The 22569-nt window shown below is 57.0% G+C and carries 24 protein-coding genes; 17 read left to right on the forward strand and 7 right to left on the reverse strand.

The features are described 5' to 3' along the window. The first annotated feature begins 14 nt into the window (after positions 1 to 14). Together malI and AK59_RS0109235 are read left to right on the forward strand one after the other, a co-directional pair. Positions 15 to 1031, forward strand: a complete 1017-nt coding sequence (gene malI / locus AK59_RS0109230) for a Mal regulon transcriptional regulator MalI (RefSeq protein WP_020685029.1) — start codon at positions 15 to 17, stop codon at positions 1029 to 1031. A 74-nt stretch (positions 1032 to 1105) separates the two neighbouring features. After that, positions 1106 to 1627: a metal-dependent hydrolase gene (locus tag AK59_RS0109235; protein ID WP_029882624.1), complete on the forward strand. Its 522-nt coding sequence runs from the start codon at positions 1106 to 1108 to the stop codon at positions 1625 to 1627. An 87-nt stretch (positions 1628 to 1714) separates the two neighbouring features. Here AK59_RS0109235 and cysS read toward each other — a convergent pair whose 3' ends face one another. Beyond that, positions 1715 to 3100 carry a cysteine--tRNA ligase gene (gene cysS, locus AK59_RS0109240; protein ID WP_020685027.1) on the reverse strand — a complete coding sequence of 462 codons (1386 nt, stop codon included), beginning with the start codon at positions 3098 to 3100 and terminating at the stop codon, positions 1715 to 1717. Between the two features lie 174 nt (positions 3101 to 3274). On the opposite strand from cysS, the gene ppiB reads away from it, so the two are divergent. The 7 genes from ppiB to mnmH all read left to right on the forward strand — a co-directional run bounded on the left by ppiB (position 3275) and on the right by mnmH (position 7996). Beyond that, positions 3275 to 3769, forward strand: a complete 495-nt coding sequence (gene ppiB / locus AK59_RS0109245; RefSeq protein WP_020685026.1) for a peptidylprolyl isomerase B — start codon at positions 3275 to 3277, stop codon at positions 3767 to 3769. A gap of 3 nt (positions 3770 to 3772) precedes the next feature. After that, complete coding sequence (gene lpxH / locus AK59_RS0109250; protein ID WP_029882625.1) at positions 3773 to 4495, forward strand: UDP-2,3-diacylglucosamine diphosphatase; 723 nt, start codon at positions 3773 to 3775, stop codon at positions 4493 to 4495. A 140-nt stretch (positions 4496 to 4635) separates the two neighbouring features. Next, entirely contained in the window at positions 4636 to 4845 is a 210-nt protein-coding gene (locus tag AK59_RS0109255; protein WP_013095921.1) for a YdgH/BhsA/McbA-like domain containing protein, read from the forward strand. Between the two features lie 65 nt (positions 4846 to 4910). Next, complete coding sequence (locus AK59_RS0109260; RefSeq protein ID WP_029882626.1) at positions 4911 to 5096, forward strand: hypothetical protein; 186 nt, start codon at positions 4911 to 4913, stop codon at positions 5094 to 5096. 160 nt (positions 5097 to 5256) lie between these two features. Then, positions 5257 to 5766, forward strand: coding sequence for a 5-(carboxyamino)imidazole ribonucleotide mutase (gene purE / locus AK59_RS0109265; protein WP_029882627.1), 510 nt, complete (start codon positions 5257 to 5259; stop codon positions 5764 to 5766). Then, positions 5763 to 6830 carry a 5-(carboxyamino)imidazole ribonucleotide synthase gene (purK, locus tag AK59_RS0109270; protein ID WP_013095918.1) on the forward strand — a complete coding sequence of 356 codons (1068 nt, stop codon included), beginning with the start codon at positions 5763 to 5765 and terminating at the stop codon, positions 6828 to 6830. Before purE ends, purK begins: the two co-directional genes overlap by 4 nt. A 95-nt stretch (positions 6831 to 6925) precedes the next feature. Continuing rightward, a complete protein-coding gene (mnmH, locus tag AK59_RS0109275) occupies positions 6926 to 7996 on the forward strand; it encodes a tRNA 2-selenouridine(34) synthase MnmH (protein ID WP_029882628.1) in 1071 nt (356 codons plus the stop codon). Positions 7997 to 8119: 123 nt separating this feature from the next. Here the strand turns inward: mnmH and AK59_RS0109280 are convergent, their stop codons facing one another. The 3 genes from AK59_RS0109280 to ybbA all read right to left on the reverse strand — a co-directional run bounded on the left by AK59_RS0109280 (position 8120) and on the right by ybbA (position 12545). After that, positions 8120 to 9265: a porin gene (locus tag AK59_RS0109280; protein ID WP_013095916.1), complete on the reverse strand. Its 1146-nt coding sequence runs from the start codon at positions 9263 to 9265 to the stop codon at positions 8120 to 8122. A 182-nt stretch (positions 9266 to 9447) separates the two neighbouring features. Next, the gene (gene ybbP / locus AK59_RS0109285; protein ID WP_029882629.1) at positions 9448 to 11862 is read right to left on the reverse strand and encodes a putative ABC transporter permease subunit YbbP; all 2415 of its coding nucleotides are present in this window, start codon (positions 11860 to 11862) and stop codon (positions 9448 to 9450) included. Beyond that, complete coding sequence (ybbA, locus tag AK59_RS0109290; protein WP_013095914.1) at positions 11859 to 12545, reverse strand: putative ABC transporter ATP-binding protein YbbA; 687 nt, start codon at positions 12543 to 12545, stop codon at positions 11859 to 11861. Before ybbA ends, ybbP begins: the two co-directional genes overlap by 4 nt. Here ybbA and tesA point away from each other — a divergent pair. Genes tesA through AK59_RS0109305 form a run of 3 tightly spaced genes read left to right on the forward strand, consistent with a single transcriptional unit; the run spans position 12516 to position 14852 of the window. Next, positions 12516 to 13139 (forward strand): multifunctional acyl-CoA thioesterase I/protease I/lysophospholipase L1, encoded by a 624-nt coding sequence (tesA, locus tag AK59_RS0109295; RefSeq protein ID WP_013095913.1) that lies wholly within the window; start codon positions 12516 to 12518, stop codon positions 13137 to 13139. The genes ybbA and tesA overlap by 30 nt on opposite strands. A gap of 28 nt (positions 13140 to 13167) precedes the next feature. Beyond that, positions 13168 to 13938, forward strand: coding sequence for an SDR family oxidoreductase (locus tag AK59_RS0109300; RefSeq protein ID WP_013095912.1), 771 nt, complete (start codon positions 13168 to 13170; stop codon positions 13936 to 13938). A gap of 59 nt (positions 13939 to 13997) precedes the next feature. Further along, a complete protein-coding gene (locus tag AK59_RS0109305; protein WP_013095911.1) occupies positions 13998 to 14852 on the forward strand; it encodes a co-chaperone YbbN in 855 nt (284 codons plus the stop codon). A gap of 48 nt (positions 14853 to 14900) precedes the next feature. On the opposite strand, the gene fetB is transcribed toward AK59_RS0109305, so the two are convergent. After that, the gene (gene fetB / locus AK59_RS0109310; protein ID WP_020685020.1) at positions 14901 to 15683 is read right to left on the reverse strand and encodes an iron efflux ABC transporter permease subunit FetB; all 783 of its coding nucleotides are present in this window, start codon (positions 15681 to 15683) and stop codon (positions 14901 to 14903) included. Beyond that, positions 15676 to 16347, reverse strand: a complete 672-nt coding sequence (gene fetA / locus AK59_RS0109315) for an iron efflux ABC transporter ATP-binding subunit FetA (RefSeq protein WP_013095909.1) — start codon at positions 16345 to 16347, stop codon at positions 15676 to 15678. Before fetA ends, fetB begins: the two co-directional genes overlap by 8 nt. 162 nt (positions 16348 to 16509) lie before the next feature. Here fetA and AK59_RS0109320 point away from each other — a divergent pair, with 162 nt between their 5' ends. Both AK59_RS0109320 and AK59_RS0109325 read left to right on the forward strand, forming a co-directional pair. Further along, a complete protein-coding gene (locus AK59_RS0109320) occupies positions 16510 to 17424 on the forward strand; it encodes an SPFH domain-containing protein (protein WP_008499312.1) in 915 nt (304 codons plus the stop codon). Next, positions 17421 to 17873: an NfeD family protein gene (locus AK59_RS0109325; RefSeq protein ID WP_029882630.1), complete on the forward strand. Its 453-nt coding sequence runs from the start codon at positions 17421 to 17423 to the stop codon at positions 17871 to 17873. The genes AK59_RS0109320 and AK59_RS0109325 overlap by 4 nt, the downstream gene beginning before the upstream one ends. On the opposite strand, the gene cueR is transcribed toward AK59_RS0109325, so the two are convergent. Continuing rightward, positions 17870 to 18280: a Cu(I)-responsive transcriptional regulator gene (cueR, locus tag AK59_RS0109330; protein ID WP_013095907.1), complete on the reverse strand. Its 411-nt coding sequence runs from the start codon at positions 18278 to 18280 to the stop codon at positions 17870 to 17872. The genes AK59_RS0109325 and cueR overlap by 4 nt on opposite strands. Before the next feature lie 108 nt (positions 18281 to 18388). On the opposite strand from cueR, the gene copA reads away from it, so the two are divergent. From copA to ybaK, 3 genes are all read left to right on the forward strand, one after another. Continuing rightward, a complete protein-coding gene (copA, locus tag AK59_RS0109335; protein WP_029882631.1) occupies positions 18389 to 20887 on the forward strand; it encodes a copper-exporting P-type ATPase CopA in 2499 nt (832 codons plus the stop codon). Positions 20888 to 21035: 148 nt separating this feature from the next. Beyond that, positions 21036 to 21830, forward strand: coding sequence for a TraB/GumN family protein (locus AK59_RS0109340; RefSeq protein WP_013095905.1), 795 nt, complete (start codon positions 21036 to 21038; stop codon positions 21828 to 21830). Between the two features lie 199 nt (positions 21831 to 22029). After that, a complete protein-coding gene (gene ybaK, locus AK59_RS0109345; protein WP_010428207.1) occupies positions 22030 to 22509 on the forward strand; it encodes a Cys-tRNA(Pro)/Cys-tRNA(Cys) deacylase YbaK in 480 nt (159 codons plus the stop codon). The last annotated feature ends 60 nt before the right edge of the window (positions 22510 to 22569 follow it).

Raw genomic sequence — 22569 nt, forward strand, 5'->3', positions numbered from 1 at the left:
TTCAGGGAGCGGTTTTGAAGAAAGTCAGCATCATTGATGTCGCAAAGCACGCGGGTGTGTCGGTCTCTACCGTATCGCTGGTGCTGCGCCAGAAAGGGAAAATCTCCGAAGCAACGATCGAGAAGGTCAATGCCGCCATCACGACGCTGGGCTATGTTCATAACGTTGCCGCTGCTAACCTTCGCGCCAACACCTCCAACCTGATCGGCCTGATCCTGCGTGATTTCAGCGACAGTTTTTCCATCAAAGTCATGGCGAGTATCGTCCAGGAGCTGGAGAAGCAGGGCTATATGGTTTTTCTCGGCCAGCCGCTGAACGATCGGGAGCATTTAGAGCGCACCCTGCTCTCCTTTAAGCAACAGGGCGTGGCGGGCGTGATCTATCTCGCGTCGGATACGCGCTCCTCAACCCTGCCGGAGCAGATCCGCCAGTGCCCGCTGCCGCTGGTGGTGGTCTCGCAGTCTCTACTGGATGAAAAATGCAACCTGGTGATGCGCGATAACCGCCAGGCGGCAAACCTGGCCGCGCGCTATCTTATCGAGCGCGGGCACCGCAACATCGCCTACATTGGCGGACGGGAAGGCTGCCTTATTCGCGAGCAGCGCCTGCTTGGATTTCGCAGCGCAATGACCCAGAACGGGCTGGTGTGGCGCGATGAAAGCTCCCCGGCCTGCAGCGATGACACGCAAGCCGCCGCAATGGCGACCCGCCAGCTGCTTGAGAAAAACAACACCATTACCGCCCTGCTCTGCCATTCACCGGATGCGATGATCGGCTGCATTAGCGGCATTCATCAGGTGGGCCGTACCGTGGGAAAAGACGTGTTTCTGACGCAGCAGGTCGCGCTGGTGGGCTTTGAAGATATGCTGCACGTCAACCTGACCTCGCCGTCGTTTACCTATGTCTCCTCCGCAAGTGACGAGACAGGCCGCCAGGCGGCGGGTCTTATCATCCGTAAGCTGAAAGAGCCAGAGCTGCAGACGCAGCGCATTACCCTCTCCGGCCAGCTTATCGCGCGGGAATCGGCGTAAAAATCGGAATTTAGCACAGGTCAGTTTCAGCGAAATCGCTGCTATATTCCCATGATTTGTCATGGAAAATTACGATGCCTACCGTTATCACTCACGCTGCTGTTCCGCTTTGCCTGGGCTTAGGCCTGGGAACCCGGGTTATTCCTCCCCGCCTGCTTTTCGCCGGTGTCGTGCTCGCGATGCTGCCCGATGCCGACGTGCTGGCGTTTAAGTTCGGCGTTGCTTACGGCAATGTTTTCGGCCATCGCGGCTTTACCCATTCACTGCTGTTTGCCTTCGTGGTGCCGATACTCTGCGTACTGGTCGGGCGACGATGGTTCAGGGCAAGTTTGACGCGCTGCTGGCTGTTTTTAACCGTGTCGCTGCTGTCGCACAGCCTGCTCGATTCCGTCACCACCGGCGGCAAGGGCGTCGGCTGGCTGTGGCCGTGGTCAGATGAACGCTTCTTTGCGCCGTGGCAGGTGATTAAGGTCGCCCCGTTTGCCCTGTCGCGCTATACCACGCCGTACGGGCATCAGGTGATTATCTCTGAACTGCTGTGGGTGTGGCTGCCGGGAGTGGTGCTGATGGGGTTGTTGTGGTGGCGACGGAGGTAAAAAAGCCGGGTGGCGGCTACGCCTTACCCGGCCTACGGTCGTGCTTTTGTAGGCCCGGTAAGCGAAGCGCCACCGGGCGTTGCGGACTTACTTACGGCGCCAGGTGGTCCCCTGTGGGCCATCTTCCAGGATGATCCCCATTTCGGTCAGGCGATTGCGCGCTGCATCCGCTGCCGCCCAGTCTTTCGCCTGACGGGCTTCGAGACGCGCGTTAATCAGCGCTTCAATCTCTGCCACTTCGCCGTCATCCGCCTGCGCACCGCTCTGCAGGAAAGCATCCGGCTCCTGCTCCAGCAGGCCAAGCACGGAAGAGAGTTTACGCAGGTGAGAAGCCAGCGCATTCGCCGCCGCCATATCTTCTGACTTCAGGCGGTTGACTTCACGCGCCATATCGAACAGCACCGAGTAGGCTTCCGGGGTGTTGAAATCATCGTTCATCACCTCAACAAAGCGGGCCTCAAACGCCTCGCCGCCCGCGGCCTCCACGGACTTGTCGGTACCGCGCAACGCAGTGTACAGACGCTCCAGCGCAGAGCGTGCCTGTTTCAGGTTCTCTTCACTGTAGTTCAGCTGGCTGCGGTAGTGGCCCGACATCAGGAAGTAACGTACGGTTTCCGCATCGTAATACTTCAGCACGTCACGCACGGTGAAGAAGTTGCCCAGCGATTTAGACATCTTCTCGCGGTCAACCATCACCATCCCGGAGTGCATCCAGTAGTTCACATACTCGCCGCCGTGTGCACAGGTGGACTGCGCGATTTCATTTTCGTGGTGCGGGAACATGAGGTCTGAACCGCCGCCGTGAATGTCAAAATGTTTGCCCAGCTGTTTGCAGTTCATCGCCGAGCACTCAATGTGCCAGCCCGGACGCCCTTCTCCCCATGGAGATGGCCAGCTTGGTTCGCCCTCTTTGGACATCTTCCACAGCACGAAGTCCATTGGGTTACGCTTCACGTCAACCACGTCAACGCGGGCGCCAGCCTGCAGTTGGTCAAGATCCTGACGGGAAAGCGAGCCGTAGGTAGGATCGGTTGGCACTGAGAACATCACGTCGCCATTGTCCGCAACGTACGCGTGGCCGCGTTCAATCAGCTTTTCCGTGATCTCGATAATTTCGTGAATATGGTGGGTCGCACGCGGCTCGCTGTCCGGGCGCAAAATGTTTAACGCGTCGAAATCCTTGTGCATCTCAACGATCATACGATCCACCAGTGCGACAAAGCTTTCGCCATTTTCATTAGCGCGCTTGATGATTTTGTCGTCAATATCGGTGATGTTACGCACGTACTTCAGGTTATACCCGAGGAAACGCAGGTAACGCGACACGACATCGAATGCGACAAAGGTACGGCCATGGCCGATATGACAGAGATCGTAAACCGTAATACCACACACGTACATGCCGACTTCCCCGGCATGGATAGGTTTAAATTCCTCTTTCTGGCGCGTCATTGTATTAAAGATTTTTAACATCGAAGATTCCATGTAAACACGTGTGTGGACGAAAACCGGGTATTCTACCCGTAATTCAAACCCGAAGCAGCACACAATGCAAGGTGATCGCATCCTGTGGTTATGCTATAACAGGCCCCTATATCTGACCCGAACGCGGGTCGACGTACCACAATAACGGAACAGGATGCAAAAATGGTTACTTTCCACACTAATCATGGCGATATCGTAATCAAAACCTTTGATGACAAAGCGCCTGAAACAGTTAAAAACTTCCTGGACTACTGCCGCGAAGGTTTCTACAACAACACCATTTTCCACCGTGTGATCAACGGCTTTATGATCCAGGGCGGCGGTTTTGAACCGGGTATGAAGCAGAAAGAAACAAAAGAAGCGATCAAAAACGAAGCCAATAACGGCCTGAAAAACACCCGCGGCACGCTGGCGATGGCGCGTACTCAGGCACCTCACTCTGCCACCGCGCAGTTCTTCATCAACGTGGCTGACAACGACTTCCTGAACTTCTCCGGCGAAAGCCTGCAGGGTTGGGGCTACTGCGTATTCGCAGAAGTGGTTGAAGGCATGGACGTGGTCGACAAGATCAAAGCTGTTTCCACCGGCCGCAGCGGCATGCACCAGGACGTTCCAAAAGAAGACGTTGTGATTACCAGCGTGACCGTCAGCGAGTAATTCGTGGCGACACTCTTTATTGCAGATTTGCACCTGCAAACAGAAGAACCGGCGATCACCGCCGGTTTTCTGCGTTTTTTAGCGGGTGAAGCCAGACACGCCGACGCGCTTTACATCCTTGGCGACCTGTTTGAAGCCTGGATCGGCGACGACGACCCCAACCCGCTGCACCGTGAAATGGCTGCCGCCATTCACGCGCTGGTCACCTCCGGCGTTCCCTGCTACTTCATTCACGGCAACCGCGATTTTCTGGTCGGCCCTCGCTACGCCCGCGAAAGCGGCATGACGCTGCTGCCAGAAGAACAGGTGCTTGACCTCTATGGTCGAAAAGTCCTGATCATGCACGGTGACACGCTCTGTACGGACGATACCGGCTATCAGGCGTTTCGCGCGAAGGTCCACACCCCGTGGATCCAAAAGGTGTTCCTTGCCCTGCCGCTGTTTATCCGGAACCGTATCGCCGCCAGAATGCGCGCGGGCAGTAAAGCCGCCAACAGCAGCAAGTCGATGACCATCATGGACGTCAACCCGCAGGCAGTGGTCAACGTGATGGAGAAACACCACGTCCAGTGGTTAATCCACGGTCATACCCACCGTCCCGACGTGCATACGTTGGTCGCCAACGGCGAACCGGCTCACCGTGTGGTACTGGGCGCGTGGCATAGCGAAGGATCGATGGTGAAAGTCACGCCTGAAGGTGTGGAACTGATCGCTTTCCCGTTTTAATCTCCCCCGCAAAACTCATTCTATTTTTTTGAAAGATATCGGCAAATTGTTTCGATTTTAATCAGCCCGTGGTCGGCCTATCATTTATCACATCAGGGCAACACGCCCTATCCCAAACAAAACACTTAAGGATTACGACCATGAAATCTATCAAAACTTTCGTTGCAGTTGCCGCTCTGTCTCTGATCTCTTTCGGTTCTTTCGCACAAAGCGTTAGCGCGACAGCCTCAACTCTGGATCGTGCAGAAGCGAAAATTGCCGCTCAGGCTGCTGAACAGGGCGCGTCTTACAAAATCACCAGCGCACAGTTCAATAACCGCGTGCACATGACTGCAGAACTGACTAAATAAGATCGCCGTTTGCCGTGCCGCCAGTAGATCCGCGACAGCGACAAGACGATGAGGAAGGAAAGAGAATGAAAAAAATCAGCATCGTAAGTGTCCTGCTGCTGGCCGCTGGACTGTCCGCTGGCGCGATAGCAGCAGAGAATGGCTTCTGTGTACCGGAAGCCGGCTCGAATATCGACACCAGCATGGTGAATCATATTGATGTCAGCCACGCATTCGACAAAGAGAACCTGACCGCAGGGGATCTTCAGTAACCTCTCAAAACAGACCGCCTGAATGCGGTCTGTTTTGTTATTTCCGCGCACCACAACGGCTCGGTTTTTAACCGCGCAACCGTTTTCCTTGCCCGTATTACATGCTATTCTCTGTGCCCTCGAAAGCAGTGTGTTTCGCACCACAGGAGTTTTAAGACGCATGTCTTCCCGCAATAATCCGGCGCGTGTCGCCATCGTGATGGGGTCCAAAAGCGACTGGGCTACCATGCAGTTCGCCGCCGAAATCTTTGAAATCCTGAATGTTCCTAACCACGTTGAAGTGGTTTCCGCACACCGCACGCCGGATAAACTGTTCAGCTTTGCCGAAAGCGCGCAAGAGAATGGTTACGAGGTGATCATTGCTGGTGCGGGTGGTGCAGCTCATCTGCCGGGCATGATTGCCGCCAAAACGCTGGTGCCGGTACTGGGTGTTCCGGTGCAGAGCGCCGCACTGAGCGGTGTCGACAGCCTTTACTCCATCGTGCAGATGCCGCGTGGCATTCCTGTGGGTACGCTGGCCATCGGCAAAGCGGGCGCGGCAAACGCGGCTCTGCTGGCAGCGCAGATCCTAGCGACGCACGATAAAGCCTTACTTCAGCGTCTGGCGGACTGGCGTAAAGCCCAGACCGACGAGGTGCTGGACAACCCGGACCCGCGGGGTGCGGCATGAAGCAGGTTTGCGTCCTCGGTAACGGTCAGTTAGGCCGCATGCTGCGCCAGGCCGGTGAACCGCTGGGTATTGCCGTCTGGCCGGTCGGTCTGGATGCCGAACCCGAAGCCGTGCCGTTCCACCAGAGCGTCATTACCGCTGAGATTGAACGCTGGCCGGAAACCGCGCTGACCCGTGAACTGGCGCGCCATAACGCTTTTGTGAACCGCGACGTGTTCCCAATCATTGCTGACCGTCTGACGCAAAAACAGCTGTTCGACAAGCTCGGACTGGCGACCGCGCCGTGGCAGTTGCTGTCTGATAAAAGCGAGTGGAACGATGTCTTCGCTATGCTGGGCGAACTGGCGATTGTAAAGCGTCGCGTCGGCGGTTATGACGGCCGCGGACAGTGGCGTTTGCGCGCGCACGAAACCGCCGAACTGCCGGAAGAGTGCTACGGAGAGTGCATCGTTGAGCAGGGCATCAACTTCAGCGGTGAAGTGTCGCTGGTTGGCGCTCGCGGCCACGACGGGCGTACCGTATTTTATCCTCTCACCCATAACCTGCATCAGGACGGAATCTTACGCACCAGCGTCGCCTTCCCGCAGGCCAATGCTGAACAGCAGGCCCAGGCGGAAGAGATGCTCTCGGCCATTATGCATGAACTGGGTTATGTGGGCGTGATGGCGATGGAGTGTTTTGTAACGCCATCTGGTCTGCTGATCAACGAACTGGCACCGCGCGTTCACAACAGCGGTCACTGGACGCAAAACGGCGCATCAATCAGCCAGTTTGAGCTGCACCTGCGCGCCATTACTGACCTGCCGCTGCCGCAGCCGGTGGTTAACAGCCCTTCAGTGATGATCAACCTGATCGGTACCGATCTGAACTACGACTGGCTGAAGCTGCCGCTGGTGCACCTGCACTGGTACGACAAAGAGGTTCGTCCGGGGCGTAAAGTGGGTCACCTGAACCTGAACGACAGCGACGCAGGCCGCCTGAGCGCTACCCTGGAAGCGATGATCCCTCTCCTGCCGCCGGAATACGCAAGCGGGATTGTCTGGGCGCAATCAAAGCTCAAATAAGCGATAATTGCCGGGGAGTTGATCTTCCCCTTCCCCGGCCTCTCCTCACGCGCGTAAAATCCCCCTCCATTGCTGTTTTGATTTCTGGAATAACCATGAACGATGGAACGGATTATCGCGCGATACTCGCGTCCGATACCCCTTTGATTGACGTTCGCGCGCCGATCGAATTTGCGCAGGGTGCGATGCCTGCGGCAATCAACCTGCCTTTGATGAACGACGACGAACGCGCCGCCGTGGGGACCTGCTACAAACGCCAGGGGCCCGACGCTGCGCTGGCGCTCGGCCATAGTCTGGTGAACGGCGACACGCGGGAGGCCCGGATCAACGCCTGGCACGAAGCCTGTCTTGCCCGTCCTGAAGGCTTTATCTGCTGCGCGCGCGGCGGACAGCGCTCGCATATCACGCAGGCCTGGCTGAAAGAGGCGGGCGTGGATTACCCGCTGATCCGCGGCGGCTATAAAGCCCTGCGTCAGACGGCGATTCAGGTCACTATTGAGCAGTCACAAAAACCGATGGTGCTTATCGGCGGCTGTACCGGAAACGGTAAAACGTTGCTGGTGAAGCAGCACGCGCAGGGGATCGATCTGGAAGGGCTGGCCCACCATCGCGGCTCATCGTTTGGCCGCACGCTGACGCCACAGCTTTCCCAGGCAAGCTTTGAAAATCATCTGGCCGTCGAGCTGTTGAAAAAAGATGCTGCACGTTGGGTGCTGGAGGATGAGGGCAGGATGATTGGCTCTAACCATCTGCCGGAATGCCTGCGCGACCGGATGGCCGAAGCCCCTATCGTGGTGGTAGAGGATCCGTTTGACATTCGTCTTGAGCGCCTGCGCGAAGAGTATTTCGACCATATGTGGGCCGATTTTTCTGCCGCCTACGGCGAAGAGGCAGGCTGGAAGGAGTATAGCGAGTACCTGCACCACGGTCTGTTCGCCATTCGCCGCCGTCTGGGGCTGCAGCGTTATGCGGAATTCACCGCGCTGTTAGATTCCGCACTGCTGGAACAACAACGCTCTGGCAGCACTGACGCACACTTTAGCTGGCTTGCGCCGCTGCTCAGTGATTATTACGACCCGATGTACGGCTATCAGCTGGAGAAGAAAGCGGAGAAGATTGTGTATCGCGGGACGTATGGCGAGGTCGCTGACTGGCTTGATCGCTAATAGAAAGCCGGGTGGCGAGGTAAAAGCAAAACGGCAACCTGGTTGCCGTTTTTAATGTTTGTACCCTCTCCCTGTGGGAGAGGGTCAGGGTGAGGGCATCAGACCGCACCCTGTGCTTCGACATTAGAAGTCGTAACGCAGACGCACCAGGTTCATATCGCCCAGGTTGTCGGTGCTGGAGGTGAACACGTGTTCGTAATCCACACGGAAACCGTAGTCCAGCTGGAAGCTGATACCCACACCGTTGTCGATGCGCTGGTAGTTACGGCCGTTCACGTACTCGATACGGTCACCCATGAAGTATGGCTGGATGGATTTAACCGCATACTGATTGATTGGGAATTTGTACCCTGCGAAGTATTCGATACCCCATGCGTCACCGGCAAAGTAGTCGTTAACAGACACTTTTTTGGTGGTCAGGAAGTTCTGGTACCAGCCGCCGCCAGCAGAGAAGGTCCAGTTATCCGGTGTCCAGCTGAGCGCGGTACCGAGGATGTTCTGGTCATAGGTTTTGCTGTCGCCGTTGTCCGGGTTACGCATATCCGCACGGGTGTAGTTCCATGCCGCGCCCCAGGTCAGATCGGTGGTCAGGTGGTAATCGATACCCAGGGAACCGCCGCCTTTACGCTTGTAGCGCAGACCGTTGCCCGGCAGGTATTCGCTGTCTTCAAACAGGTAAGAGGCGTAGATATCAGCATCGCCAACGGTTTTCTTATATTTCAGCATATTGCGTGAACGATAAGAGCCATCGTAGTCGCCGTTGATACCGTTACCTGGTGCCTGACCGATCATGTCGTAGTCCCAGATATCGGTTTTCACGCCCACCACATCATAGTACACGCTGTTCTGTTGACCGAAGGTCAGCGTACCCCAGGTGTCGCTCTTCAGGCCGGTGTAGAGCATACGGCGCGTGGTGTCGTGAGCACCTTCGGCATAGTGATGATCCCAGTTGAACTGGGCAGGGATATTCACACCCAGTTCGTAGTAGCTGATCCAGCTGATGTCGTCGAACAGATAGTAATCTGCCGCAAAACGGAAACGGGTGCCGCCGTCGAAACCGTTACGTTTGTAGCTGTTTTTACCGTCGTCGCCCGTCATGTTCTGGAACTGAGGACGAATACTGCCGCCAACGGTGAAGTTCAGACGGCTCAGCGGGTTACCCGCCTGAGGATCTTGCTTAAGAACCGTGATTTCCGCCTGAGATGCGAAGGAGGTTAATGCCACTGCTGCGCCAATAGCTGTCGCCAGCGCGGTTGTTTTTATAGTCATTATTTTTCCTTAATAGACACGCTGCTAAATATTTAGCGTGTGAATATTAACTGGAAATAATCGGGCTGTGTGGGCGGGTTTTTAATGTTTTGTGCTACCAAATGAGTGGGTATTATCGATTTGTGCTGTTAACGGGCTGCACACCAGCATTTAAACCGGTACGCAACCATCACGTCTGTGAACTAACTGACAAACTGGCGGAACAATGCCTTGCCTTTTAACAGCCGCGTTCCAAGCCAGCCGCCGCAAAGTGAAAGCAGAAGCGCACCGCACACCGGCAGCGTCAGCCACAGGCGCCAGTCTGGCTCCCACGGGAAGTCGAAGACTTTCGACTGCAGCACTGCCAGCGCCGCCTCTGCGCCAATGGCGGCCACCAGGCCTGCCACCAGCCCCAGCAGGGCGAACTCGCTCCACAGCGTAGCTCTCAGCAGACGCTTGCCGGCTCCCAGCGTACGGTAGACCACCAACTCCTGATGACGCTGACGCATGCCAACCTGCACCTGTGCCAGCAGCAACAGCACGCCGCAAATCGTCACCAGTACCACCATCACCTCCAGCGCGCGGCTGACCTGCTCCAGCACCTGACCGACCTGTTTCAGTATCGCGCCAATATCCAGCAGGCTGACCGTCGGGAATTCCCGGTTAAGCTGCGTCAACATGCCGTTGCCGTTTTCCCAGCGGAAGCTGGTGAGCCAGCTCTGCGGCTGTCCATCCAGCGCCCCGACAGGGAAGATAAAGAAGAAGTTTGGCCGCAGGCTTTCCCAGTCCACTTTGCGCAGGCTGGTCACTCTGGCGCTGAAATCCTGCGTGTCGCCGGTAAAGGTCACGCTATCTCCCAGCTTCACATTCAGACGCTTTGCCAGTCCCTCTTCCATCGACACTTCCCCGGCCTTTGGCGGCCAGCTTCCGGCGGTGATCGGGTTGTGATCCGGGCGCTTCTCCTGCCAGGTAAGGTTTAGCTCACGGTTGAGCGACTCATCTTTATTCCCCTCCGTCGACTGACCGTTGATCTGCGTCAGGCGCGCACGCACGATCGGATAGAACGACTCGGGAATAATGTGATGCTCAGACAGAAAACCCTTCAGTGGCGTCACCTGTTCTGGAGCAATATTGATCAGAAAATAGTTCGGGCTTTCCGGCGGAAGCTGCTGTTGCCAGCGATCCAGCAGATCGCCGCGCAGCACCAGCAAAAGCGCCAGCAGCATAAACGAGAGCGAAAACGCCGAAAGCTGGCTCAGCGTTGACCACGGCTGATGCAGCAGACGGTTCACCGCCAGCCGCACGGGAAGGGATTTAATCGTCATCCTTTTCAGAACAGTGAGCAACATCCAGCCCAGCATGCCACACAGCAGCGCCAGAACCACCGCCCCGACCAGCACGGCCCACAGCAGGGTACTCCCGCCCATCAGCCAGGCAAGGAGCCCGATCACCACGGCTATCATCACCGGCAGGTAGTATTTAAGCGGCCAGACGCTGGCCACCACATCGCGGCGCAGCACGCGCAGCGGCTGGGTGGCGAGCAGGAGCCGGTACGGGCGCAATCCCACCAGCAATGAAATCACGGTCATCGCGCCAATCGCCCACAGCCATGGCCAGAGGCTTGCTGGCGGCAACGCGGCAGGCAGTACCGGTTTCAGGAGCATCATCAGCAGCTTTTCAAAAAGCAGACCTGTCGCCCCACCGGTGACGGCCGACAGCGCCAGCACCATCAGCCACTGGCCAACAATCAGCCTCCGCAATTGCGCCCTGCCCGCGCCAAGGGTTTTGAGGATCGCCACCAGATCGTAACGGCTGCGGCAGTAGTGTCCCATCGCCACGGCAACCGCCGCGACGGCCAGCAGCAGGGTTAACAGCGCCGAGAGCAGCAGGAACTGCTGAGAGCGTTCAAGAGACTTGCCGAGCGCGCCCTCATCCTGCTCAAGCCCGTACCAGCGGTGCTCCGGTTTTAACTGCGGCAGAAGCCATTTTTCATACGCCTCCAGCTGCGCAGGCGTGCCGCCAAACTTATAGCGCCAGGTGACGCGGCTCCCCGGCTGGACGGCGTTGGTTTTCGCCACGTCTGCGGTGTTCATCAGCAAGCGTGGGGCGAGCTGGAACGGGTTGAAGCCGGAATCGGGTTCCTGAACCACCTCCCCGGCAATGGTCAGCGTCGCGTCCCCCACGTCAATGCTGTCACCTGTTTTCAGGTTCAGCAGCGCCATCAGTCGCGGCGCCAGCAGCACCGTACCGGGTTTCGGCTTGACGCCTGGCGGGCTGGTCTGCAGTTCACCGTACATCGGGTAGATATTATCCACGGCTTTGACGCTGGCCAGCTGCGGCGTGTCACCGGCGAAGGTCATGGTCTGGAAGCTTATCTGCTCCCCGACCTTGAGCCCCCGCTTGCGCGCTTCGTCGATCCAGCCCGGCGGGACGGCACGCGAGCTTTGCAGCGCCCTGTCGCCCGCCATAAATTCGCGGCTTTGCTGGCTAAGCCCTTTCTCCATGCGATCGCTGACGCTGCCCAGCGCCAGCACGCAGGCCACCGCCAGGCTTAACGCCAGCCAGACGATCAGCAGCGAAGGCGAGCGCCACTCGCGCCAGAACCAGCGGGCAATCATGCTTCCTCCTGCAATTCACCGTTGACCAGCCGCAGGCGGCGATCGCAGCGGGCGGCCAACTGCGGATCGTGCGTGACCAGAATCAGCGTGGTGCCATGTTCCCGGTTGAGCGAGAACAGCAGATCGGCAATCTTATCGCCGGTTTTACGGTCCAGGTTCCCGGTGGGTTCATCGGCAAACAGCACCTCCGGGCGACCATTAAATGCGCGGGCCAGCGCCACGCGTTGCTGCTCTCCACCGGAAAGCTGCGCCGGAAGATGGTCAAGGCGTTTCCCCAGCCCCAGCTGTTCCAGCAATGCCTTCGCATGATCGCGGCTTTCACGGCTGCTTTCTCCGCGCAGCAGCGCGGGCAACTCAACATTTTCCAGCGCGTTCAGGGTGGGGATCAGCATGAAGGACTGAAACACAAAACCGATGTGACGGGCACGTAGCGCGGCACGCGCCTCTTCATCAAGCTGATGCAGCGGCTGTCCGACCAGGTTAACCTCGCCGCTGCTGCCGTCGTCCAGTCCGGCCAGAATAGCCAGCAGCGTGGACTTACCGGAACCGGATTCGCCAATCAGCGCAATGGTTTCGGCAGGTTTGACAACGAGTTCAACTCCGGTGAGGATGGAAAGCTCGTGTTCCCCCTGACCGACGGACTTCTTAAGACGATGAACTTCAACAATGTTTTCCGCTGGCATTTGCCCTTCCTGTTTTTGATTCTGATGACTTTCCGCGCGGCGGCAGCGGACACGTTACTGGTTCTCGGCGACAGCCTCAGCGCAGGCTATCGTATGGCGGCCAGTGCGGCCTGGCCGGCTCTGCTCAACGAAAAATGGCAGAGCAAAACGTCTGTTATCAACGCCAGCATCAGCGGTGATACCTCGCAGCAGGGCTTGTCGCGTCTGCCAGCCTTGCTCAAACAGCATCAACCGCGATGGGTACTGGTGGAGCTGGGCGGTAACGACGGATTGCGTGGCTTCCAGCCTCAGCAAACGGAACAAACCCTGCGCACCATCCTGAAGGACATTAAAGCGGCGAACGCCCAGCCGCTGCTGATGCAAATTCGCCTGCCCGCCAACTACGGTCGTCGGTATAATGAAGCCTTTAGCGCGATCTACCCTAAGCTTGCCAACGAGTTTGATATTCCGCTGCTGCCATTTTTCATGGAAGAGGTCTATCTCAAACCCAACTGGATGCAGGATGACGGGATCCACCCCAATCGCGATGCACAGCCGTTTATTGCCGACTGGATGGCAACGCGGCTGGCTCCTTTAGTTAACCATGACTCCTGATTAAGCGGAGATCCTGACAGGTAAAGTTATGCAAAAATCGGTCTTAATTACAGGATGTTCCAGCGGAATTGGTCTTGAAAGCGCGCTCGAATTAAAGCGTCAGGGATTTCAGGTGCTGGCGGCCTGCCGTAAACCTGACGATGTGGAACGCCTCAACGGGATGGGGTTCACCAGCGTGTTGCTGGATCTGGACTCACCGGAAAGCGTTGAACGCGCCGCCGATGAGGTGATCGCCCTTACCGGCAACCGTCTGTACGGTCTGTTCAATAATGCCGGTTACGGTCTCTATGGCCCGCTGAATACGATCTCCCGCGAACAGCTTGAACAACAGTTTTCCAGCAACTTTTTCGGTGTGCATCAGCTCACCATGCGCCTGCTTCCGGCGATGCTGCCTCACGGTGAAGGGCGTATCGTGATGACCTCCTCGGTGATGGGGCTGATTTCTACCCCCGGCCGCGGCGCGTATGCCGCCAGCAAATATGCGCTGGAAGCATGGTCGGACGCCCTGCGCATGGAGTTGCGTCACAGCGGGATTAAGGTGAGCCTGATTGAACCCGGCCCCATCCGCACCCGTTTTACGGATAACGTCAACCAGACGCAGGCGGACAAACCGGTCGAAAACCCCGGCATCGCCGCACGTTTTACCCTTGGGCCGGAAGCGGTTGTCGCGAAAGTGCGCCATGCTTTTGAGAGCGATAACCCAAAAATGCGCTATCCGGTAACGCTAGTCACCCATGCCGTAGGCTGGTTAAAACGTCTGCTGCCGGGCCGGATGATGGACAAAATTTTACACGGTTGAGTTGAAGCGACGACGCTCACCCCCCATGTAAATAACAAACCGATAAAAGAGAATGCCGCATGTCCGTACAGAATATCGTCAATATTACTGAAGCAAACCTGCAACAGGTCCTCGAACAGTCGATGGTTAAACCGGTACTGTTCTACTTCTGGTCTGAACGCAGCCAACACTGTCTGCAACTGACGCCGGTCCTCGAAAGCCTTGCCGCACAATACAATGGCCAGTTTATTCTCGCCAAACTGGACTGTGATGCAGAACCCATGGTGGCCTCACAGTTTGGCCTGCGCGCCATCCCCACGGTCTATCTTTTCCAGAATGGACAGCCTGTTGATGGCTTCCAGGGACCGCAGCCTGAAGAGGCGATCCGCGCCCTGCTGGATAAAGTGCTGCCGCGTGAGGAGGAGCTAAAAGCGCAGGAAGCCATGGCGCTGATGCAGGAAGGTAAATACGACGAAGCCCTGCCGCTGTTGAAAGACGCCTGGCAGCTCTCTAAGCAGAACAGCCAGATTGGCCTGCTGCTGGCTGAAACGCAGATTGCCCTGCACCGCTCAGAAGATGCCGAAGCCGTGCTAAAAACGATCCCGTTGCAGGATCAGGACACCCGCTATCAGGGCCTGGTAGCGCAAATTGATCTGCTGAAACAGGCGGCGGATACCCCGGAAATCCAGCAACTCCAGCAGCAGGTTGCCGATAACCCGGCCGACGCAGCGCTGGCAAGCCAGCTGGCACTCCAGCTGCACCAGGTGGGTCGAAATGAAGAGGCCCTGGAACTGCTGTTCAGCCACCTGCAAAACGATCTGGCTGCCGCAGACGGTCAGGCGCGGAAAATGTTCCAGGAGATCCTGGCCGCGCTGGGTACCGGCGATGCGCTGGCCTCGAAGTACCGTCGTCAGCTGTACGCGCTGCTCTACTAAAAAAAATGCCCGGTGGCGCTCACGCTTACCGGGCCTACACAAACAGGCTTAATCCGCTTTTTTTAGCTGTGTGACCACCAGCTGGTGGCGCGCGTTGTAGAACTTCCTATACGTCAGATAACAGGCAATGATGGTCGACAGGCTCGCCGTGGAGAGCAGCATAAAGGTCACCATGATCTGATATTTGATCGCTTTCACCGGATCAATGCCAGCGAAGATCAGCCCTGACATCATCCCCGGCAGACTCACCAGCCCGACCGTTTTCGCCGAATCCACCGTAGGGATCAGCGACGCGCGGATACTCTCACGAATCAGCCGCGCCGACGCCACTTTTGGCGTGGCCCCCAGGCTTAACTTCTCCTGCAGCTTCTGTTGCTCACTGCTGAAGCGCTGGCCAAGGTTGTTGTAGCACAGCCCTACCGCCACCATGGCGTTCCCGGCGATCATCCCGGAGATGGGGATCACCTGCATCGGCGTAAACTCAATAGAGCCAGATAGCACCAGCACCGCCAGCGTCAGCGCGGTCCCGGTCGTAATGGCAATAAATGACGAGACAAACGCCTTATCGATATATTTGCTGCGCTTCTGCGCATTCCACGCTGCGTTGAAGCAGATAAACAGCACCATCAGCAGCGTCAGCACCGCGTGGTTGACGTTAAAGATGTACTTCAGCACATAGCCAACGATGATGAGCTGAATCACTGCGCGGCAGATGCTCCAGAGGATATCTTTCTCCAGCCCCAGCTTTTCCCGGTAGCTCACTAAAATCGCCACCAGTACCAGCACCATGGAAAACGCCAGCGATGCGTTGGTGATATTATGCTCACCCATGGTTTGCCTCCTGCCATTTCCCACCCTGCGGCTGCAGCGTGATGACATCATCCGCATGGGCAATTTCATTTGCGTCGTGCGTCACCCACAGCACGGCAATATTTTGTTCACTGGCGTAGCGATGGATAATATCGTTCACGTTGCGCTTGTTGGCCTCATCCAGCGCGCTGGTGATCTCGTCCAGCAGCAGCACCTTCGGTAAAAACTGCAGGTTACGAATCAGCGAAACGCGCTGCTTTTCGCCCCCGGAGAGCTCATTAATGGATTTGGTCAATGTCTCCTGCGCCAGGCCAAAGCGGGCCAGGTCAGCGATAAATTTATTCGGCTCCGGCGTTTGCTGGCGAATCTGCCACGGGAAGATCAGGTTGTCATAGACCGTTTCGCCGAACAGTGAAGGGGTCTGTACACAATAAGAGACCTGCTGGCGATAGCGTTCCGGGGAGAGGGTCGCAATATCGTGGCCCTCAAACAGAACGGTTCCCTCCGTAGGACTTAGCAGTGAAGCCACAATTTTCAGCAACGTGCTTTTGCCGCAGCCTGACGGCCCGGTGATTAATTTAAACTCGCCCGGTGAAAGGCAAAATTCGACGTGCTGAAGGATCGTATTCCCCCCAACACGAAACCCGACATCCCTGAGATGTAATATGTTTTTTTGATCGTTCATTCCGCTTCCGTTAACCACTTCTGGTAAAAATCGTCTGTAGCATAATCCTTTGTCCCTTCCCAGCCTATTTTCAGAGGCGAATTTCAGCCCGATAGCCGATATACTGATGAACAATAAACATGCATTTTTACTCATCAACAGCATGCAAAACAGGAGGTTTTTATGCTTATCGTTGTTCCAGTCCTTATATTCGTTGCGCTGGTTATTGTGGGCGCCGGGGTCAAAATTGTCCCGCAGGGATATCAGTGGACCGTTGAACGCTTCGGCCGCTACACCAATACACTCCAGCCAGGTTTGAGCCTGATTGTTCCCTTCATGGACAGAATTGGTCGCAAGATCAACATGATGGAACAAGTGTTGGATATCCCCTCGCAGGAAGTTATTTCGAAGGATAACGCCAACGTCACCATCGATGCCGTCTGTTTTATTCAGGTAATTGATGCGCCCAAAGCCGCCTATGAGGTGAGCAACCTGGAGCTAGCGATTGTTAATCTGACGATGACCAACATCCGTACGGTACTCGGCTCTATGGAGCTGGACGAAATGCTCTCTCAGCGTGACAGCATCAACACCCGTCTGCTGCACATTGTTGATGAAGCGACAAACCCGTGGGGCATTAAAGTCACCCGCATTGAAATCCGGGACGTTCGCCCACCTGCGGAGCTTATCGCTTCGATGAACGCCCAGATGAAGGCAGAACGAACCAAGCGCGCCTATATTCTGGAAGCCGAAGGGGTGCGTCAGGCGGAGATCCTGAAAGCCGAAGGGGAAAAACAGTCGCAAATTCTGAAAGCGGAAGGGGATCGCCAGTCTGCCTTCTTGCAGGCAGAGGCGCGTGAACGTTCTGCCGAAGCGGAAGCCCGCGCAACCCAGATGGTATCCGAGGCCATTGCCGCCGGTGACATCCAGGCCGTGAACTACTTTGTCGCGCAAAAATATACCGATGCGCTGAAAGAGATCGGCTCGGCAAATAACAGCAAAGTGGTGATGATGCCGCTGGATGCCAGCAGTCTGATGGGCTCCATCGCCGGGATTGCTGAACTTATCAAAGACAGCGGAAACGAGCGCAAAAAATGATTGAGCTGATCGTCGCACATCCTCATGCTTTCTGGCTAAGCCTGGGTGGCTTACTGCTGGCCGCAGAGATGCTTGGTGGCAACGGTTATCTGCTCTGGAGCGGTGTGGCCGCGGTGATTACCGGGCTGCTGGTCTGGCTGCTCCCCCTGGACTGGGCGTGGCAGGGCGCGCTGTTTGCCGTGCTGACGCTGGTGGCCGCCTGGCTGTGGTGGCGCTGGCTGAACCGTCAGGTTAACGAGCAAAAACCGCTGGATACCCACCTCAATCAGCGTGGACAGCAGATCGTCGGCCAGCACTTTACGCTTGAGACAGCGCTGGTGAACGGCCGCGGACATATGCGCGTGGGCGATAGCTCCTGGCCGGTGGTGGCCGACGATGACCTCAGCGCCGGGACGCGGGTTGAGGTCATCGCGGTGGAAGGGATTACGCTTCGGGTGAAAGCCTGCTAAGCCTGCGCCTTACGATGACAGCAGCCGGCAAGATTATCGATAATCGGGCAGTCGGCGCTGTCATCTCCCGGACAGGATTCCGCCAGCGCCAGCAGCTGCTTGCGCATCGCTTCCAGTTCCGTAATGTGCCGTTCAATCTCCGCCACTTTTTCCAGCGTCCGTTTTTTTACATCTGCGCTGTGGCGTTTTGGATCGTTGAACAGATTCACCAGCTCACCGCACTCTTCAAGGTTAAAACCCACCTGACGCGCCTGACGCAGTAAGGTCAGCTCGTCCAGATGCAGTTGCGTGTAGCTACGGTAGCCGTTTTCGCTGCGCAGCGGCGGCGTCACCAGCCCCTTCTCTTCATAAAAGCGGATTGCTTTGCTGGTCAATCCGGTTTTTTTCGCAACATCGCTGATATTCACATTTCCCCCTTGACCTTCCCCTTGATGGAAGGTTTAACCTTCATAACAGTTAGCGAAAAGCGTTACTCCGGTCAACAACTGACCAGTTCATTATACGGGAGTTTTGTTATGTCTCACACAATTGACCTGACACTGGACGGCCTCTCCTGCGGCCACTGTGTCAAACGCGTAAAAGAAAGTCTGGAACAGCGTCCTGATGTCGAAAGCGCTGACGTCACTATCGATCACGCCGCCGTCACCGGCAGCGCCAGTGCGCAAGCGCTGATTGATACCATCAAACAGGCAGGTTATGGGGCGGAGCTGAGCCACCCAAAGGCTAAACCGCTGGCAGAGTCATCATCCCCGTCGGAAGCACTGACAGCGGCCACTCCTGAGCTTCCGGCAGCTGATGATATCGATGACAGCCAACAGCTGCTGATCAACGGCATGAGCTGCGCCAGCTGCGTCTCCCGGGTGCAAAATGCCTTGCAGGCGGTACCCGGAGTCGCGCAGGCACGGGTCAATCTTGCGGAGCGTACTGCGCTGGTTATGGGCAGCGCCTCCGCCGCAGAATTAGTGCAGGCCGTTGAAAAAGCGGGCTATGGCGCAGAGGCCATCGAAGATGATGCCAAACGCCGCGAACGCCAGCAGGAAACGGCTATCGCCACCATGAAACGCTTCCGCTGGCAGGCCATTGTTGCGCTGCTGGTCGGGATCCCGGTGATGGTGTGGGGCATGATCGGTGACAACATGATGGTCACCGACGATAACCGCACGCTGTGGCTGGTCATTGGTATTATTACGCTTGGTGTAATGGTATTTGCAGGCGGACATTTCTACTCCAGCGCCTGGAAGAGCCTGAAAAACCGCACCGCAACCATGGATACGCTGGTGGCCCTCGGCACGGGTGCGGCATGGCTCTACTCCATGAGCGTGAACGTCTGGCCACAGTGGTTCCCGATGGAAGCCCGCCATCTCTATTATGAAGCGAGCGCGATGATCATCGGCCTGATTAACCTGGGCCATATGCTGGAAGCCCGTGCCCGTCAGCGCTCCTCAAAGGCGCTGGAGCGGCTGCTGGATTTAACCCCCCCGACCGCCCGCGTGGTCACTGACGACGGAGAAAAAAGCGTTCCGCTGGCCGAGGTTCAGCCCGGTATGACGCTGCGTCTGACCACCGGTGACCGTGTTCCCGTGGACGGAGACATTACGCAGGGCGAAGCCTGGTTTGACGAAGCGATGCTCACCGGGGAACCCATTCCGCAGCAGAAATCACAGGGTGATAATGTGCATGCCGGTACGGTGGTGCAGGACGGTAGCGTGCTGTTCACCGCCAGTGCGGTGGGAAGCCACACCACGCTGTCCCGTATTATCCGCATGGTGCGCCAGGCACAGAGCAGTAAGCCTGAAATAGGTCAACTGGCCGATAAAATCTCCGCCATTTTTGTGCCGGTAGTAGTGGGCATCGCGCTGCTGAGCGCGGCTATCTGGTATTTCTTCGGCCCGGCGCCGCAAATTATCTATACCCTGGTGATCGCCACCACGGTACTGATTATCGCCTGTCCTTGCGCGCTCGGCCTTGCGACGCCGATGTCGATTATCTCCGGCGTGGGACGCGCCGCCGAATTTGGCGTGCTGGTACGTGATGCAGATGCCCTGCAACGCGCCAGCACTCTCGACACGCTGGTCTTTGATAAAACCGGTACCCTGACCGAAGGTAAACCGCAGGTTGTATCCGTGCATACCTCAGGCTTCGCGGAGGCTGACGCGCTGCGTCTCGCCGCGGCCCTGGAACAAGGCTCCAGCCACCCGCTGGCGCGAGCCATCATTGAGAAAGCCGGTGAGGCCAGCCTGCCGCAGGTGAACAACTTCCGCACCCTGCGCGGATTAGGCGTCAGCGGTGAGGCCGAAGGACACACACTGCTGCTGGGTAACCAGGCCCTGATGAATGAAAACGGCATAGCAACTTCAGCGCTGGAAAGTGAACTGAATGCCCAGGCATCACAGGGCGCAACCCCTGTCCTGCTTGCTGTGGACGGTCATATTGCGGCCCTGCTGGCCGTGCGCGATCCGTTACGTCAGGACAGTGTGGATGCCTTACAACGACTGCACCGCGCGGGCTACCGCCTGGTGATGTTAACCGGGGATAACCCAACCACGGCCAACGCCATCGCCAGAGAGGCGGGGATCGATGAAGTCATTGCCGGTGTCCTGCCGGACGGCAAAGCGGACGCCATTAAAACGCTGCAACAACAGGGGCGCCAGGTCGCGATGGTTGGCGACGGTATTAACGATGCGCCGGCGCTGGCACAGGCAGAGGTGGGGATTGCCATGGGAAGCGGGAGCGACGTTGCCATTGAGACGGCAGCTATCACACTGATGCGACACAGCCTGATGGGTGTTGCCGATGCGCTGGCGATTTCGAAAGCCACGTTGCGCAACATGAAGCAGAACCTGCTGGGTGCGTTTATCTATAACTCGCTCGGTATCCCTATTGCTGCCGGCATTCTGTGGCCCCTGACCGGTACGCTGCTTAACCCGGTGGTCGCAGGTGCAGCGATGGCGCTCTCCTCCATTACCGTGGTGAGCAACGCCAACCGGCTGCTGCGCTTTAAACCGAAAGCGTAATACGTTGTAGGCCGGGGAAGCGCAGCGCCACCCGGCTTTTTTACCTGATGGCGCTGCGCTTATCAGGCTTACGAAACGTGCCGACGTTCACCTGTTGCGCCGCCCTTCCCCACGCGTTAGCATGAACCTTTCCGTTTATGGAGCGCGTATGAGTCTGTTTCGCCGTATAAAAACATCGTTTCGCGCCCTCTTCCCCCGCCGTTATACCTGGCCCGGAATGGATATTTCGCTCCCCGGCGGTCAGCATCTGCACCTGGTGGGCAGCATACATATGGGCACGCAGGATATGTCTCCGCTGCCCTCTGGTCTGTTATCCCTCCTGAAGCAGGCCGATGCGCTGGTGGTTGAGGCGGATATTTCAGGCCACGAGTCTCCCTTTGCCGGGCTGGAGAGCGATTTGACCCTGGCCGACCGTCTGGACGAGGCTCAGCTCGCCGAACTGACGCGCGTGGCGGATGAAACCGGCGTTTCGCTCTCGATGCTGGACACCCTGCCGCTCTGGCAGATTGCCATGATATTACAGGCGACGCAGGCGCAGCGTCTGGGTCTGCGCGGTGATTACGGTATTGATTACCAGCTGCTGAATGCGGCCCGGGCACGCCGTCTGCCGATCATTGAGCTGGAAGGTACCGATAGCCAGATTGCCCTCCTTCGCCAGCTGCCTGATGACGGTCTCATTCTTCTTGATGATACGCTGACGCACTGGCATACCAACGCCCGTCTGCTGCAAACCATGATTGGCTGGTGGCTGGATGCCCCGCCTGCTGAGGGGAAATTAACGCTGCCGTCGACGTTCAGCGAATCGCTTTATGATGTGCTGATGAACGCACGCAATGCGGCATGGCGGCAGACGCTGCATGCGTTACCTGCCGGGCATTACGTGGTTGCGGTGGGGGCATTACATTTGTACGGAGAAGGGAATTTGCCGTCGCTGCTGAAATAAAAAAATGGCCAATATTTCTATTGGCCCGTCAAAGAGGAATTTCATCGTTTTTATTATGCCGAAGGAGACCTTCGGTTGAGCCGATTGTCGCTCAAAGTGACCATCACTGCCAATACTATTGCGCAAGATGGTGCTATTTTTTAGACAAACGTCAGGCGTATGCTGTCAGCATGAATTGTCTGTCGTAAGAAGGATAGCTATGACTCCCGCCGTTAAATTACTCGAAAAAAACAAAATTTCTTTCCGGATCCACACTTACGATCACGATCCGAACGAAACCAATTTTGGTGATGAAGTGGTGCGCAAACTGGGGCTGAACGCCGACCAGGTCTATAAAACGCTGCTGGTGGCCGTGAATGGCGATATGAAGCATCTCGCCGTCGCGGTCACGCCCGTGGCTGGGCAACTGGATCTGAAGAAAGTGGCCAAAGCGCTGGGAGCGAAAAAGGTAGATATGGCAGACCCAATGGTTGCGCAACGCACCACGGGTTATCTGGTGGGCGGGATCAGCCCGCTCGGGCAGAAAAAACGCCTGCCAACGCTGATTGACGCCCCTTCTCAGGAATTTGAAACCATCTATATTTCCGGCGGCAAGCGCGGGCTGGATATCGAACTGGCCGCAGGCGATCTGGCCAAAATGCTGGATGCGAAGTTTGCGGATATTGCGCGCAGGGATTAAAAGAAAAAGCCGGGTGGCGGCTGCGAGGTAAAAGCAAAACGGTAACAGACGTTACCGTTT

This window comes from Enterobacter sp. T1-1, from assembly GCF_000710795.1.
GTDB lineage: Bacteria > Pseudomonadota > Gammaproteobacteria > Enterobacterales > Enterobacteriaceae > Enterobacter > Enterobacter cloacae.

Excerpts from the sequence above, each read along its gene's own strand:
- purK (WP_013095918.1), top strand. The coding sequence starts at position 5,763 with ATGAAGCAGGTTTGCGTCCTCGGTAACGGTCAGTTAGGCCGCATGCTG.
- AK59_RS0109300 (WP_013095912.1), top strand. The coding sequence starts at position 13,168 with ATGCAAAAATCGGTCTTAATTACAGGATGTTCCAGCGGAATTGGTCTT.
- AK59_RS0109305 (WP_013095911.1), top strand. The coding sequence starts at position 13,998 with ATGTCCGTACAGAATATCGTCAATATTACTGAAGCAAACCTGCAACAG.
- ybaK (WP_010428207.1), top strand. The coding sequence starts at position 22,030 with ATGACTCCCGCCGTTAAATTACTCGAAAAAAACAAAATTTCTTTCCGG.
- AK59_RS0109260 (WP_029882626.1), top strand. The coding sequence starts at position 4,911 with ATGAAAAAAATCAGCATCGTAAGTGTCCTGCTGCTGGCCGCTGGACTG.
- purE (WP_029882627.1), top strand. The coding sequence starts at position 5,257 with ATGTCTTCCCGCAATAATCCGGCGCGTGTCGCCATCGTGATGGGGTCC.
- ybbP (WP_029882629.1), bottom strand. The coding sequence starts at position 11,862 with ATGATTGCCCGCTGGTTCTGGCGCGAGTGGCGCTCGCCTTCGCTGCTG.
- ybbA (WP_013095914.1), bottom strand. The coding sequence starts at position 12,545 with ATGCCAGCGGAAAACATTGTTGAAGTTCATCGTCTTAAGAAGTCCGTC.
- fetB (WP_020685020.1), bottom strand. The coding sequence starts at position 15,683 with ATGGGTGAGCATAATATCACCAACGCATCGCTGGCGTTTTCCATGGTG.
- AK59_RS0109320 (WP_008499312.1), top strand. The coding sequence starts at position 16,510 with ATGCTTATCGTTGTTCCAGTCCTTATATTCGTTGCGCTGGTTATTGTG.
- cysS (WP_020685027.1), bottom strand. The coding sequence starts at position 3,100 with ATGTTAAAAATCTTTAATACAATGACGCGCCAGAAAGAGGAATTTAAA.
- copA (WP_029882631.1), top strand. The coding sequence starts at position 18,389 with ATGTCTCACACAATTGACCTGACACTGGACGGCCTCTCCTGCGGCCAC.
- fetA (WP_013095909.1), bottom strand. The coding sequence starts at position 16,347 with ATGAACGATCAAAAAAACATATTACATCTCAGGGATGTCGGGTTTCGT.
- AK59_RS0109325 (WP_029882630.1), top strand. The coding sequence starts at position 17,421 with ATGATTGAGCTGATCGTCGCACATCCTCATGCTTTCTGGCTAAGCCTG.
- ppiB (WP_020685026.1), top strand. The coding sequence starts at position 3,275 with ATGGTTACTTTCCACACTAATCATGGCGATATCGTAATCAAAACCTTT.
- AK59_RS0109255 (WP_013095921.1), top strand. The coding sequence starts at position 4,636 with ATGAAATCTATCAAAACTTTCGTTGCAGTTGCCGCTCTGTCTCTGATC.
- tesA (WP_013095913.1), top strand. The coding sequence starts at position 12,516 with ATGAACTTCAACAATGTTTTCCGCTGGCATTTGCCCTTCCTGTTTTTG.
- AK59_RS0109235 (WP_029882624.1), top strand. The coding sequence starts at position 1,106 with ATGCCTACCGTTATCACTCACGCTGCTGTTCCGCTTTGCCTGGGCTTA.
- mnmH (WP_029882628.1), top strand. The coding sequence starts at position 6,926 with ATGAACGATGGAACGGATTATCGCGCGATACTCGCGTCCGATACCCCT.
- AK59_RS0109280 (WP_013095916.1), bottom strand. The coding sequence starts at position 9,265 with ATGACTATAAAAACAACCGCGCTGGCGACAGCTATTGGCGCAGCAGTG.
- AK59_RS0109340 (WP_013095905.1), top strand. The coding sequence starts at position 21,036 with ATGAGTCTGTTTCGCCGTATAAAAACATCGTTTCGCGCCCTCTTCCCC.